13 protein-coding genes are annotated in these 14,009 nt (G+C 35.9%); 2 read left to right on the top strand and 11 right to left on the bottom strand.

Annotation, left to right across the window (positions count from 1 at the left end; translation table 11 throughout):
• The 6 genes from IGJ20_RS07075 to IGJ20_RS07050 form a co-directional block, all read right to left on the bottom strand.
• Entirely contained in the window at positions 1 to 762 is a 762-nt protein-coding gene (locus IGJ20_RS07075) for a DeoR/GlpR family DNA-binding transcription regulator (RefSeq protein WP_202522537.1), read from the bottom strand.
• A gap of 222 nt (positions 763 to 984) precedes the next feature.
• A complete protein-coding gene (locus IGJ20_RS07070) occupies positions 985 to 2,421 on the bottom strand; it encodes a catalase (RefSeq protein WP_430605125.1) in 1,437 nt (478 codons plus the stop codon).
• A 231-nt stretch (positions 2,422 to 2,652) separates the two neighbouring features.
• On the bottom strand, positions 2,653 to 3,663 hold the full coding sequence (locus IGJ20_RS07065) for a hypothetical protein (RefSeq protein ID WP_086317889.1): 1,011 nt from the start codon (positions 3,661 to 3,663) through the stop codon (positions 2,653 to 2,655).
• A 139-nt stretch (positions 3,664 to 3,802) separates the two neighbouring features.
• Complete coding sequence (locus tag IGJ20_RS07060) at positions 3,803 to 4,228, bottom strand: 8-oxo-dGTP diphosphatase (protein ID WP_002385906.1); 426 nt, start codon at positions 4,226 to 4,228, stop codon at positions 3,803 to 3,805.
• Positions 4,229 to 4,316: 88 nt separating this feature from the next.
• Positions 4,317 to 6,095, bottom strand: a complete 1,779-nt coding sequence (locus IGJ20_RS07055; protein WP_002378276.1) for an ABC transporter ATP-binding protein — start codon at positions 6,093 to 6,095, stop codon at positions 4,317 to 4,319.
• Positions 6,088 to 7,836, bottom strand: a complete 1,749-nt coding sequence (locus IGJ20_RS07050) for an ABC transporter ATP-binding protein (protein WP_002379457.1) — start codon at positions 7,834 to 7,836, stop codon at positions 6,088 to 6,090. Before IGJ20_RS07050 ends, IGJ20_RS07055 begins: the two co-directional genes overlap by 8 nt.
• Positions 7,837 to 7,972: 136 nt before the next feature.
• Between IGJ20_RS07050 and IGJ20_RS07045 the strand changes: the two genes are divergently transcribed.
• Positions 7,973 to 8,791, top strand: coding sequence for a helix-turn-helix transcriptional regulator (locus IGJ20_RS07045; protein ID WP_002357554.1), 819 nt, complete (start codon positions 7,973 to 7,975; stop codon positions 8,789 to 8,791).
• Positions 8,792 to 8,845: 54 nt separating this feature from the next.
• On the opposite strand, the gene IGJ20_RS07040 is transcribed toward IGJ20_RS07045, so the two are convergent.
• Both IGJ20_RS07040 and IGJ20_RS07035 read right to left on the bottom strand, forming a co-directional pair.
• A complete protein-coding gene (locus IGJ20_RS07040) occupies positions 8,846 to 9,373 on the bottom strand; it encodes a GNAT family N-acetyltransferase (protein WP_002357555.1) in 528 nt (175 codons plus the stop codon).
• 19 nt (positions 9,374 to 9,392) lie between these two features.
• Positions 9,393 to 9,797: a GNAT family N-acetyltransferase gene (locus tag IGJ20_RS07035; RefSeq protein WP_231414714.1), complete on the bottom strand. Its 405-nt coding sequence runs from the start codon at positions 9,795 to 9,797 to the stop codon at positions 9,393 to 9,395.
• Positions 9,798 to 10,068: 271 nt separating this feature from the next.
• Between IGJ20_RS07035 and IGJ20_RS07030 the strand changes: the two genes are divergently transcribed.
• On the top strand, positions 10,069 to 10,677 hold the full coding sequence (locus IGJ20_RS07030; protein WP_002360295.1) for an NUDIX hydrolase N-terminal domain-containing protein: 609 nt from the start codon (positions 10,069 to 10,071) through the stop codon (positions 10,675 to 10,677).
• A gap of 50 nt (positions 10,678 to 10,727) precedes the next feature.
• Here the strand turns inward: IGJ20_RS07030 and IGJ20_RS07025 are convergent, their stop codons facing one another.
• From IGJ20_RS07025 to cysK, 3 genes are all read right to left on the bottom strand, one after another.
• The gene (locus IGJ20_RS07025) at positions 10,728 to 12,068 is read right to left on the bottom strand and encodes an NADH oxidase (protein ID WP_202522536.1); all 1,341 of its coding nucleotides are present in this window, start codon (positions 12,066 to 12,068) and stop codon (positions 10,728 to 10,730) included.
• A gap of 297 nt (positions 12,069 to 12,365) precedes the next feature.
• Positions 12,366 to 12,809, bottom strand: coding sequence for a Fur family transcriptional regulator (locus IGJ20_RS07020; RefSeq protein ID WP_002357560.1), 444 nt, complete (start codon positions 12,807 to 12,809; stop codon positions 12,366 to 12,368).
• A 138-nt stretch (positions 12,810 to 12,947) separates the two neighbouring features.
• Positions 12,948 to 13,880, bottom strand: coding sequence for a cysteine synthase A (gene cysK, locus IGJ20_RS07015; protein ID WP_002357561.1), 933 nt, complete (start codon positions 13,878 to 13,880; stop codon positions 12,948 to 12,950).
• Positions 13,881 to 14,009 lie beyond the last annotated feature (129 nt).

Here is a 14,009-nt window from a genome sequence, read left to right as displayed (position 1 = left end):
CTACTTTGAATTTATTATAGAGACATTACTATCTGATATTGTTCTTTCTAAATCATCTGGTAGACGACTTTCTATAACAAGAAAATCAATATCTTCGAAATCTAAACCTTTATAGTTATGACTTAATCCGATTTTTGTATTATCAATTAGTAAAACTACAAGTTTGGATTGTTTTCTTATCTTTTTTTTGAAATCTATATCTTCATCGTAGGCGTAATAAATGCCTGAAGTTGTGATTCCAGCAGCACTCATAAAAGCAACATCAAAGATAAATGAATCCAGCTCAAGCATTGGTTTCGTTCCAACGACATTTCGTTTGATAGGATCGACGCTTCCACCTAAAATCTTAGTTTTACATTTAGTATTTCTCAATAGTTGGTCGGTAATATCTAATGAATTTGTCGTTGCTATGACATTCTCATAAGGTCTTATATGTCTTGGAATGCAACTGACCGTTGTCGAAATATCTAAAAAAATATGGGAATTATCTTTTACTAAATTACTAGCAGTTTTTGCTAGAATATCTTTTTCAGCACTGAGATCTTCAGTACGTTCAAGATATTTATCTAAACGACTAAAGGTATTGGGCAAACTAATTCCACCATATGTGCGATCAATAGCATTATTTTGAGCTAATTTGATAATATCTCTTCTTGCTGTATCTCTTGAAGAACCTGTTAAGTTTATAATTTCCTTCAAACTAAGAGTTCCGCGCGTCTTCAATTCCTCTAAAATTAACTCAAGTCGTTTCTTTTGAATCATAAACATGCCTCCTTTTAAGTTGGTATAAGCATATTTATACATTAGCTTAAAATAGCTTATTTGTCAATGTTAACCCTCGATACATAACAAAAACACTCAACAATAATTTGCTGAGTGTTGCACTTTATTCTAGTATTCGGGAGTAGAGTAAAAAGCATTGAAAAGCAAACAAAACCAGTCTTTAATTTATCTAGACTGGTTTTGTCACGTACGTTATATAAATTATGCTTGTTGATTAATTGCTTGTGCGACACGTGCTCCATATTCTGGATTTACTCTAGTGAACAAATCAATTTGACGCGCGATGATTTCTTGATTTTTCACTTGACCTAAAGATGCCGCTATATTGTTAATTAAGTTTTCTTTTTCTTCGCTTGGCAGCAAATTATACAAAGCGTTTGCTTGTGTAAAGTGATCTTGATTATAGCTATAATTACCAACATTTCCTTCAACTTCAAAGGAACTAATTTTCGCCTTAGGATCTTCTTTTGGTGTTTCAGTATAACTATTTGGTTCGTAATTAATTTCGCTATTGCCATTGTTAAAACGCATATTGCCGTCTTTTTGGTAGTTATTTACAGGCGCTTTTGCTTGGTTGATCGGCAATTGGTGACTATTAGCGCCCACACGATGACGATGTGCATCCCCATAAGCGAACAAACGTCCTTGCAATAATTTATCTGGAGAAGCTTCAATACCAGGAACGAAATTCCCTGGTGAAAAGGTTACTTGTTCAACCTCTGCAAAATAATTCTCTGGATTTCTATTTAAAGTCATCGTGCCAACTTCAATCAGCGGATACTCTTTTTGAGAAACCGTTTTTGTTACATCAAAAAGAGTTTCTTTCATTGTTAACGCATCTGCATACGGGATAATTTGCACAGATAATGTCCAAGAAGGAAATTCTTGATTTTCAATTGCATTATGCAAATCTTCAATATGGAAATCGGGATTTTTCCCAGCAATTTCTTCTGCTAATTGACTCTCTAGATTTTTGATTCCTTGATTCGTCTTGAAGTGATATTTAACAAAAAATACTTCTCCAGCAGCATTGACCCATTTGAATGTATGGCTACCAAAACCATGCATATGACGGAACGACAACGGAATGCCACGATCACTCATTAAAATTGTTACTTGATGAAGGCTTTCAGGTGAATGAGACCAAAAATCCCAAACAGCTTCTGGACTTTTCAAATGCGTCCGTGGATTTCTTTTTTGGCTATGAATAAAATCTGGAAACTTAATTGCATCACGAATGAAAAAAATGGGCGTATTATTGCCAACTAAGTCGTAATTTCCTTCGTCTGTATAGAATTTAAGCGCAAAACCGCGAGGATCACGCAATGTATCTGATGAACCTAATTCTCCAGCTACAGTTGAAAAACGAGCGAATAAAGGTGTTTCTTTGCCAACTTCAGATAAAAAATCGGCTTTAGTATATTGTGCCATTGATTGGCTCACCTTGAAAATCCCATGAGCACCACCACCTTTGGCATGAACAACCCGTTCTGGCACGCGCTCACGATTAAAATGAGCTAATTTTTCTAATAAATGAACGTCTTGGATTAGGACAGGACCAAATTCTCCTGCAGTTAGCGAATTTTGATTATCGCCAACTGGACTTCCTTGTGACGTAGTTAAATGTTGATTTTTCACCTAAAACACTCGAAAACATTTGTTATTTAATAGAATGATTAAAAATAGCAGTAGAATTTAAATCAAAAACAAATGTATTAACTTTAAACTGTTTACACCACCAAAAATAACAACCAATAATTCAAAGAAAACTAAAATGCTGTTTTTTTATTCAAAAAAGACCTAGCCTCCCAATCATGCTAGGTCTTTCGTTACTTTTTTTGAGGGACCGTTTTTATTGGTCATTCAGCGTTATTGATTGATCGCAACAGTCGTGTCTTCAGTCGATAGACCTGTCATAGAGGTGCTATCGGAAAAAATTTTTTCAACTTCTTGTTCTGATAAAATATTTTCTTTCTTAGGCATTGAAATCGTCGCTTTTTTGGCTTTTTGTGTAATGCTAATTTTACTAGATAATGATTCAAGTCCCATATCAACGTTCTTGTCTTGCTGCGGTTTCACATTAATCAACATATTTGTTTTATTTTCTTTTGTATTAACAGAAACTTTAGCAGAAACATCTTTGATTTTTTCGAAAGGATCTTGTTCTTTACCTTTCTCAGATGCTTCTGTCGTAATTTTGATTAACTTTTGTAATTCTTTTTTTGTAAACGTATGGGTAATGGTGTCCCCTTTTTTCTCGAACGTATCCTTGTCTAATCCTTCTAAAAACTCTTTGTATTCCTTAGCAGACTGTTTTCGTTCTTTTTCCGATTCTTGATACTCTTTGATTGTATCTTGCCATTCTTTCGTACTTTCCTCGTTCATGGCTAAAAGATCAATGTATTTTCCTTTTAGTTTTTCTGTATCTAACTGAGAACTATCGATAGCACCGTCAGTCATTGAGTCTGCGACAGCGACAATATATTCCATCATATCTGTTGCTAAATAGAGTTTTGGCTCTTTGCCTTCGTTATCTACTGATCCAACCAATGAAATCGGTACATCCATTCCCATCGCTTTTAATTTCATCTCTAAGTTGAATGCTTTTTCTTTTTTGGCATCTACTTGAATCTTCCCAGAAAGCGATGCGTCTTTGATTTGCGTGATGAGCATCCCAATCATAGGATTCGTTTGTGCACCATCTTCTTGTGAAAATTTCATGTCACTAATTGACATAGAGAAATCCCAAACCCCAGATTCTTGTGCGTTTTGATTGCCAATCCCTTGAATGAACTCATCTTTCGCGCTTTTGCCACAACCTGTCAGTAACAAAGCTGAACAGAAAACGCCTGCGATAATCCCCACTTTTCTTTTTAACACACTTTTTCCCCCTCATTATATAAAAAATTAATTCCCTTTTATTAAGAATAGCAAACATTACTTATAAATAGCAATGTTTAATTTTAGATTTCCTCTCTTTTAATAAGTGGGATTGATTTAATCTTTTAGGTTTGAATCATTAAGCTGTATTATTTTTAAAATAAAATTGCTTTTCGCCAAAAAATACTGGGAAAAGTTCTGCTAAACTGCCAGCTAAAGGACCTTCTCGCAATTCTTTTTCAGTGACCCAAAACAAGGGTTGTTCCGTTTCTTCTGGTAGTTCATCCGCTGTTTCTGCAATGAATAATGTGGCTAATTCCCGCGCACCTGAACAATCATTCAGCCATTCTGCAACACCTACTAATTGTGGCTTCAGCACTAATCCTGTTTCTTCAAGGAGTTCGCGAACCATGGCTGTTTCCATGCCCTCGTTTTTTTCAACATGTCCGCCAGGGAACGTCCAACCAGGCCAATCCTTTTTTTGTCGTTCTTGCACAAGGATTTCATTTTTCTGATTTCTAATCATACATAGTGTTGTTAATTCTACTTCAAAATTCCGATTCATTTGGCACCTCATCATTTTTTCCTTTGTTAAGGTTACGATACAGAAAAACAGAGAAAGATTCAACTAAGAATTTTCTCTGTTTTATCATCTAACTCTTTAATAAGTCGTATTGCGATTGATATAAATGATGATATAACGCATGTTTTGCCATTAGTTGATCATGAGATCCTTCTTCCACAATACGACCACCATCAATATAGAAAATTTTATCGCTATTTTTGATGGTAGAAAGTCGATGAGCAATAATAAACGATGTCCGTCCTTTCAGAAGTTGTTGTAGTCCTTCTTGTAACAATTCTTCTGTTTTTGTATCAATACTGGAGGTTGCTTCGTCTAAAATTAAAATTTTGGGATCTGCCAGTAAAGCACGAGCAAATGAAATTAATTGGCGTTGTCCTGCCGAGAGTGTACTCCCCCGCTCTTCTACAACTGTTTCATAGCCATCTTTTAAATCCTTGATAAAGTCGTGCGCACGAACAATTTTTGCGGCTTGGATGACTTCTTCCTCTGTGGCTGCTAAATTTCCGTACCGAATGTTTTCAATAATCGTTCCTGAAAAAATAAACGTATCTTGAAGCATTACCCCCATTTGTTTTCTTAACGAACGGAGTGTCACATCGCGAACATCATAACCATCAATTTTAACGGCCCCTTCATTCACATCATAAAAACGACTTAACAAATTGATGATTGTTGTTTTACCCGCACCTGTTGGCCCAACCAAGGCGATTGTTTGTCCTGGCTCAATATGAAAACTAACATCGGTCAAAATATTTTTTCCTTCTTCATAACGGAAATAAACATGCTGAAAGTCGACGGTTCCTTTAATTGGCGGCAACGCAATAGCGTGCGGCGCATCTTGAATTTCTGGAACAACATCCATCGTTTCAAAAATCCTTTCCAAATAAGCAGTTGCAGTAATCAGAGAATTGTAGAAGTTACCAATATTGATGACCGGATTCCAAAAGTTATTGATATAACCGATAAAAGCAATTAGCGTCCCAGTAGTAACGGACACACCTAATTGACGGATTCCTACGAAATAGATAAAACAAGTCGTAATGACGGATATATTTTGCACTGCTGGCCATAATAAATACTGGACACGCACAGCTTTCATAAAGGATTGACGATATTCTTCGCTTACCTCGTTAAAAATCTGGAAATTTTCATCTTCTCGTGCAAAAGATTGTGTAATTTTAATTCCTGAAATGCTTTCATGAATATAGGCATTTAAGTTTGATTGTTTATTGCTAAGCTCTTGGTAAGCTTTTCGTTGTTTCCCTTGGATAAACAGAACCATCACGAACAACACAGGCAATAGCAGTAAACTGTATAAGGTTAATTTCACATCAATAAATAACATGAAAATTAAGGTAATAATCACATTAAATAAATCAGAAATTAAATTGATCAATCCGTTACTTAGTAAATCACTTAACGTATTGATGTAATTGACCACCCGAATTAAGATTTTTCCATGCGGCCGACTGTCAAAATAAGAAAATGGTAATTTTTGTAGATGCTCAAAAATTGAAAAACGCATATCTTTTAAAATATCTTGTCCAATTTCTGTGATGGCATATATCCGATAACGCATACACCAACCAATAATCACCAAGGAAAATAGGAAAATAGCCCCTAGTATCAAGAGTAACGAGAGATTCTTTTGTGGAATTACTTGATCAATCGCAATTTTAGTAAAGTAAGGGCCTAACATACTTGCCAGATTAGCTAATATGATGACAAATAATGTTTTAAAAACAGCTTTTTTGTAAGGCTTAATATAGGCGCCTAATCGTTTATAATGAGACCAATTAAATTCTTTTTCTAAAGTCTCATCCACATCAAACGTATTTCTAGCCACGCGACTCACCTTCCTTTGTCAGACCTAATTGTTTTTGATATACGTCAAAATATTTGCCTCTTTGTTCGACTAATTCGCTATGCGTACCGCTTTCCACCACACGGCCTTTTTCCATCATCAAAATTAAATTGGCCTCTCTCACAGAAGAAATTCGGTGGGCGATAATAAATGTCGTTTTCTTTTCCGTCAAACGACCTAGTTCTTTTTGAATTTTTGATTCTGTTTCCATATCAACAGCGGAAGTTGTGTCATCTAAAATTAAAATAGCTGGATCTTTGGTTAAAGCACGGGCCAGTGAAATCCGCTGTTTTTGGCCACCAGATAGGCCAACGCCGCGTTCACCAACAATTGTTGCATAACCTTCGGGCATTCTGGAAATAAAGCTATGGGCATCAGCAATTTCAGCCATCATTTGCACTTGTTCCAAGTTAGCCAGTGTATTACCAAAAGCAATGTTATCTTCTATCGTATTGGAAAAAAGAAAGACATCTTGCATAACCATGGAGATATTTTCTCGCAATTTACGAACAGAATAGCTTTTAGCATCTTTTCCATCAATATAAACAGTGCCTTTTGTTGGATCATAGAACCGAGCGATTAAGTTAACTAAAGTGGTTTTGCCTGAACCAGTTTCCCCTAAAATACCAATTGTTTCACCAGGTTTTGCTGAAAATGAAACATCCGATAAAATGGGGGTTTCTGGATCATCTGAAAAATGAAAGGACACGTGATCAAACGTCACATAGCCTTGGATCGGTTCTGCTTCTTTTTCCCGAGCAATGGGAATCTTCGGTTTCGTTGCTAATAACTGACGAATTTTAATGGACGATGCCGTAAAGCGTTGCACATCATTGATCAACCAGCCACTCATTCGCATCGGCATGTTCAACATCCAGAGAAAGCCGTTAAAGGCCACTAAATCACCAATTGTCATCCGACCTTGAATCACAAAGAGGCCACCAAGAACTAAGGCAATAACATTTAAACTACCTGCAAAACCGTCTAACCACGGTAAATATTTTTTAGAGACATCTGCGGAAGCCATATTCCATTTTTTATAGTCTTCATTGTGCTTGTTAAACTTTTCAATTTCATAAGGTTCTTGAGAAAAAGCTTTAACCACCCGATTTCCACCAATATTTTCTTCGACCATTGAATTTAACCGAGAAAAACTTTCCCGAATCTCAAAAAATACCGGATGCGATTCCTTCGACATTTTTTGTGTTAACAGAAAAATCAAAGGTGTAATTAAAATTAATGCCAGCATCAATTGCCAATTGATCGTCCCCATCACAATCACGGCTGCGATGAACCATAAAATACATTCTAAGAGGTTATAAGTGACCCAAGAAACGAAATGGCGGATAGCGTCTGTATCCCCTGTCATTCGCGCCATAATGTCGCCAACACGTGTATGATTAAAGAAATCAAAATCTAATTCTTGAAGTTTGATATACATATCTTTTCTTAAGTCAAATAACGCAGATTGTCCGACCGATTCAAACAAGACTTGATAACTATAACGAACAACTGTCCGAATAACGGTCACCCCAATCATAATCCCAAGAATTGGGACAAGCTCTTCAGTTTTCCCCTGATTGATTACTTGGTCTACAATTCTGCCAGATAACAATGGAATAATAACAATTAAAATAGCGTTAATAACGACAAAAATAACAGCTAGCAGTAACTTATTCTTATTTTTTTTAGCATATTGCCAAATCCATTCAAAACTATTCATTTTCTCCCCTACTCTCTCTTGTTTTTATGGACGTGTATAAGATTACTGTTTTTTTATAGGAAAAGAAATGGGCATTCTTGTATATTTTGATGTACAATATAGTATAGAAAGCGGATACAAGTAGGAGTGATTTTTTATGAACTACACAAATAGTCGAACGTTTAATCCTGAAATTTTATATGCCTTCGATCCTTGGAACGAAGAGACCCACCCTTATAATTGTCATCATCATGAATTTCTGGAAATATCTATTCTTTTAGAAGGTGAATCTGAATATATTGTTCAAGGGCAACAGTACCATGCCACTGCTGGTACGGTGTTTCTTTTTAATCCGCGAACGGAACATGGTGAGCAACAAAAAGCAGGAACTTACTCACATCAACTACACATTGGCATTTCAAATCTCTATTTAGAAGGCTTAGCGCGAAACGTATTTCCAAATAAATCAGCTTTATTAGATTTAAGTCATTTACATGGTGCTTTTTTAGAAAAAGCTTGGCAAATTGTTCATGAATTAAACCATCAAGAAGTTGAATCAGCGTTACAAATTAAAGCTTTAGTTATTGAACTATTGGTCTATATTTTAAGAAGCTTAGCAGTTGATCAAGAAAATAAAATTGAAACTCGGCTATCGAAAACGGAAAAAAGAAAACGAAATTTAGTCAATCATACGATTTATTATCTGGAAACGCACCATGACGAAGAAATTACTTTGGAACAGTTAGCAGAAATGTTATATGTTACCCCGACTTATTTGTCGAAAACCTTTAAAGCGGCCACAGGCGTTGGGCCAATCAATTATTTAATTCAAATCCGCTTAAACCATGCGAAAGAATTGCTGAAAAATGATTCCTTAAGTGTCAAAGAAGTGGCAAAAACGGTTGGTTACGAAGATGCCTATCATTTCAGTAAATTATTCAAAAAATATTATGGAAAATCCCCTTCACAATTTTAAGATAAAAAAACAAGGAATCGTCGGCTTCATTGCGTCCGTTTCCTTGTTTTTGCTTTACGTTGACTCTTTTAACTGTTTCGTCATTGTATAATCGGTATGACGTTCATTTCCCATATAAAAATCATGTTCATCTGTTTTGACGAAGCCTAATGATTGATAAAATTTTTGCGCTGGATGATTATGTTCCCAAACACCTAACCAAACCGTCTCTTTTTCTGCTTCTTCCGCTAATTCAATTGCTTTCGTAATCAAATGTTTGCCTAAGCCTAAACGCTTAAAAGATTTACGAATATAAATGCGCTCAACTTGTAACGCTTGTGGATGTTGATAGGTAATCTGAGCATCACCGTGATTTAATTTCACATAACCTGCAAGTTCATTATTATAAAAAGCAAAGAAATATTGCGAATCTTTATGTAAGATTTCGCTTTCTAAAACTGCTGGACTAAATTTCCTCTCATAATGTGCCTGTAAATCCTCTTCGTTTTCGCCATCTCCATAAGTATCTGCAAAAGTCTCTTGGCAAATGGCCTCTAATTCTGGTACGTCTGCGACGGTACACTCTCTAATAAATACTGACATACTAAAACTCCTTTGTAGATTAAATCAAGTGTTTAATTAAAATTAAACAAGGATTCCAAGCGTCCCATAATGTCGGAAAAACCTCAAGGCGCTTAAAACCCAATGATTCGTAAAAACGAATAGTATGATCGTACACGGAATAATTTCCTTCGTCAACTGTTTTGACTTGAATAAAAAAATAGTTATTTTTAGAATACGTTTCCACGCTTTCTATCAATAACTTGCCGATACCTTTGCGATGATACCGCTTTTTAACTGCCATACAATGGATTTCTACTGTATCTTTACTTGTTTCTGAAAGTGTTATAAAACCGAGTATTTTATTCTCTACATCCTTTGCCACCCACATAGGTAAAGTGCTAGCTATATCGATATACTTGCGGGTCTCTTTTTCAAGGCCAAACCATTCTGGAAGATTAAACAATACTTCTTGTGCTGCCTGAGTCTTTTTATCTGCATTTTTTCCCTTATAATTATAAATTCTTTCAATTTACAACCTCCTTTTTGTTTACATAACAAAATTATTGTATATCCAATCTTTTTTATTAAATAATAGCATAGGTAGTTTAAAAATGTAAGTTAGTCATTTATTCTTTATTATTTCCTTAAACCGACTCCTTTTCTCGCTAAATCTGCCCTTCATTTGTTTTTTTCTGTTAAACTAAACGTATTAAGTCTATGAGGAGCGTGCGTATATGGATTATCTGAACACCTATAAGCGGTTGCTAGCATTGGCAGATGCAGGTCTTTTTTACGGGAAAGATGCTTTTGATCAAGAACGTTACCAAGAACTACGGGAACTTACGTTACAACTTATTAGCGCAACCGGACACGAAGCGACTGTCTTGCCCGACTTAGAAAAAATCTTAACTAAAGAGGAAGGTTATCCAACACCGAAAGTAGATGTTCGCGGTTTGATAAAAAAAGAGAATCGTTTTTTATTAGTTGAAGATTTACGGACCAAAGAATGGTCATTACCTGGTGGCTATGCCGAAATTGGCTGCTCCCCTAAAGAAAATATTGAAAAAGAAGTATTGGAAGAAACTGGCTTAGTTGTTACAGCAAAAGAATTGCTTGCTGTTTATGATACAGATAAACGAAAAGACATTCCTCAACTATTTCAGTACTATAAAATGATCTTTTCTTGTGAGATTTTAGAAAACCATCCCTTTGAAAAAAACATTGAAACCTCGAATTGTGCTTATTTTTCTTTAGATAATCTCCCCCCTCTTTCTATCAAACGAACAACGAAAGAGCAATTAATGGCATTAATGAACCAAACAACTGGAGCGCTTAGTGACTAACAAAAAGGATGAAGAACAGAAGTTCTTCATCCTTTTTCTATTATTATTAATTACATATTTTCTAAAGCGGCTTGGGCTAATAAGTTTAAGTAGTTCCAAGGGCGATCAAAATGTGGTTGGAAGAAGAAATCAGAAATCGCTAAATCTTCGACAGTCATTTTATTTTGGACCGCTAATGATAAAGTATTGGCAGATTGTGTGATATCATATTTAGACATCAATTGACCACCAACAATGCGTTGTGTTCCTTTTTCATAGACTAATTCCATCAGAACTTTTTCAGTTGTTGGCATAAACTCTGGACGATAGTTATCTTCGAAAACAGTTGCTTCGACATCTAGTCCGTTTAATTTGGCACTTTCTTTTGTCACACCTGTTGAACCAATTTTCCAACCGAATAAATATAAGCCAGAAGTTCCCTGTGTGCCACGATAAGCCAATTTTTGTTCAGTCAAATTACGACCTACTAGCATACCTTGACGAACAGCATTCGTTGCTAATGGGATATAATTTTTTCTTTGACTTGGGTTGTAGTGAACAACTGCACTATCACCCGCAGCAAAAATATCAGGATTGCTTGTTTGCATATACTCATTGACTTCAATTGCACCATTTGGTAACATGTCAACTTTATCTTTTAATAATTCTGTATTTGGACGGAAACCAACACACATAATCACCATATCTGCTTCGAATTCTTGACTTGGTGTAATGACTTTTGCTACTTTTCCTTGCTCATCTGCTACGAATTGTTGGACATTTTCACCTAAAGCTAAATTAACGCCACGATCAACTAATTCTTTTTCTAGAACATCTGTGAATGGCTTATCTAAATATTTATTTAAAATGCGGTCTAACCCGTCAACTAAAGTGACTTCTTTACCAGATTCTACAAAAGCTTCTACTAATTCAATACCAATATAACCGCCACCAACGACAACGACACGTTTGGCATCTTTCGCTTTTTCGATGATCACGTTGGCTTGTGAATAGTTCTTACATAATAAAATATTTTCAGCATCAATTCCTGGAATTGGTGGAATAATTGGCCAAGAACCAGTTGTCATCACTAATTTATCATAAGAAACGGTCTCAGTTGCACCCGTTTGTAAGTTTTTCGCTGTAACAGTTTTGTCGTCCACGTTGATTTCTTCAACATTGTGTTCCATCTTCACTGTTGCTCCTAAAGAAGCCAGTTCTTCTGGATTTGAATAAAATAAATCAGCAGCATTTTTAACTACGCCTCCAACGTACAAGGCAATTCCGCAAGATAGGAAGGAAATATTGTCATTTCTTTCATATACAGTGACTTCCGCCTCCGGGTGATTTGCTAAAATACTTTTAACTGCTGAAGTTCCAGCATGGGTACATCCTACGACTACGACTTTCATGTTGTAAATCCCTTCTTTCACAATCTTTGTTTTGCAGAGGTGACGTCTCCCTCTGTCTGTTTAAAATATATCAGAGGAATCAAGCTTATTCGAGTTCTATGCTTGTGAATCGCATATAAAAAAATTCACAAACTGTTGCTAATTCTTAATAATAGCTAGTTAATTTTTTGTTTTTAAGAATTTAAAAGTCAATAACCACACAAAAAAACAAGCATAAGAGTGAAAACTCTTACGCTTGTGAAATTTGCCTAGACAAGTGACTTATCTTTTGATAAATTTTTAACAGTATGTAATTTTTTACACATTCTCCTGTTGTGCTTGTTGGCAATCTGGACATAATCCATATAATTCTAAACGATGTTCATTAATTTCGAAGCCTGTTAATTTACTAGCGGCCATTTCAACGTCCTCTAACCCTGGATAATGAAAATCAACGATTTTACCACATTTTTGACAAATCACGTGATAATGTTTCTTCGAACTAAAATCAAAACGACTAGATGCATCGCCATAACTCATTTCTTGAACGAAACCGATTTCAGTAAATAAACGTAGATTGTTGTAAACCGTTGCTACACTCATATTTGGAAAATGATCTTCTAGTGCGCGATAAATTTCATCAGCTGTTGGGTGTGTATGATTTTCGATTAAATATTCCAAGATAGCATAACGTTGCGGAGTAATTCGGATATTGGCTTCTTTTAATTCAGCAAGTGCATTTTTAACCAATACGTTGTCCATCTTTGTATCCCTCCCCTGTCTATCTTTCTTAAATAATACTATTTCTTATTACGATTGACAAGAATTATTGTAGGATTCTCGTGGAAAAAACGAGCATTTTACTAAACTAAGAGAAATGCTCGTTTTTTGGCGTGTTTTTTATTCTGGAAATTCGTAAAGAGCTGTCGAAAGATAACGTTCACCGTTATCCGGAACCAGCGCTAAGACACGTTTGCCTGCGCCTAATTCGACTGCCAAATCAATGGCAGCTTTAATTGCTGCCCCTGCTGAAATCCCCACAAGGATGCCTTCTTTTGGCCCCATTAAACGAGCAGTTTCTAATGCGTCTTCACTAGAAACAGCGGCAACTTTTTGATAAACGGTGGTGTCTAAAACTTCTGGGACAAAACCAGCGCCTATTCCTTGGATTTTATGTGGACCTGGTTCGCCACCTTCTAAAACAGGCGACTCTGTTGGTTCTACTGCAACAATTTCAATATCTGGAAAAATCCGTTTCAATTCATGGCCAACTCCTGTAACGGTTCCTCCAGTGCCAACACCAGAAACAAACGCATCTAAGCCACGTTTACCAAAGACATCAACAATTTCTTTTCCTGTTTTTTGTTCATGTACCATTGGATTAGCTGGATTATTAAATTGCAAAGGCATGAAGTATCCGTGTTCTTCTGCTAATGCTGTGGCTTTTGCAATTGCCCCTTTCATTCCTTCGGCACCAGGGGTTAATAATAAATCAGCCCCATATGCTTGCATTAATTTGCGGCGTTCAATACTCATAGTATCTGGCATCACAATCTTAACTGGATATCCCAACGCAGCACCTACCATTGCTAACCCAATGCCTGTATTACCACTAGTCGGCTCAATAATCGTTTGTCCAGGTTTTAGGCGACCATCTGCTTCGGCTTGTTGGATCATGCTTAAAGCAATTCGATCTTTCACACTGCCACCAGGATTAAAGAACTCTAGTTTAACAAAAACATCTGCAGCTCCTTCTGGTACCATCCGTTTTAATTTCACAACTGGGCTTTGACCAATTAACTCTGTTACTGATTTTACATAACCTTTAGTCATAATCCTACATCCTCCAATTTTACAAACAATATAATAATTCTTTCTCTAAGCATAGCTCAAAAAAACGATTTCTACCAGAAAAACGAATTTTAGTTTGTGAAAAATTAAATAAAAAAACGGATTAGGCTC

It is taken from the genome of Enterococcus sp. DIV0294, from assembly GCF_050558155.1.
Classification (GTDB): domain Bacteria; phylum Bacillota; class Bacilli; order Lactobacillales; family Enterococcaceae; genus Enterococcus; species Enterococcus faecalis.
This window is presented reverse-complemented; position numbering and strand designations above follow the sequence as displayed.

Coding starts and splice junctions, on each gene's coding strand:
- IGJ20_RS07075 (WP_202522537.1), bottom strand. CDS start 762: ATGATTCAAAAGAAACGACTTGAGTTAATTTTAGAGGAATTGAAGACG.
- IGJ20_RS07060 (WP_002385906.1), bottom strand. CDS start 4,228: ATGAATCGGAATTTTGAAGTAGAATTAACAACACTATGTATGATTAGA.
- IGJ20_RS07050 (WP_002379457.1), bottom strand. CDS start 7,836: ATGAATAGTTTTGAATGGATTTGGCAATATGCTAAAAAAAATAAGAAT.
- IGJ20_RS07045 (WP_002357554.1), top strand. CDS start 7,973: ATGAACTACACAAATAGTCGAACGTTTAATCCTGAAATTTTATATGCC.
- IGJ20_RS07040 (WP_002357555.1), bottom strand. CDS start 9,373: ATGTCAGTATTTATTAGAGAGTGTACCGTCGCAGACGTACCAGAATTA.
- IGJ20_RS07030 (WP_002360295.1), top strand. CDS start 10,069: ATGGATTATCTGAACACCTATAAGCGGTTGCTAGCATTGGCAGATGCA.
- IGJ20_RS07025 (WP_202522536.1), bottom strand. CDS start 12,068: ATGAAAGTCGTAGTCGTAGGATGTACCCATGCTGGAACTTCAGCAGTT.
- IGJ20_RS07020 (WP_002357560.1), bottom strand. CDS start 12,809: ATGGACAACGTATTGGTTAAAAATGCACTTGCTGAATTAAAAGAAGCC.
- cysK (WP_002357561.1), bottom strand. CDS start 13,880: ATGACTAAAGGTTATGTAAAATCAGTAACAGAGTTAATTGGTCAAAGC.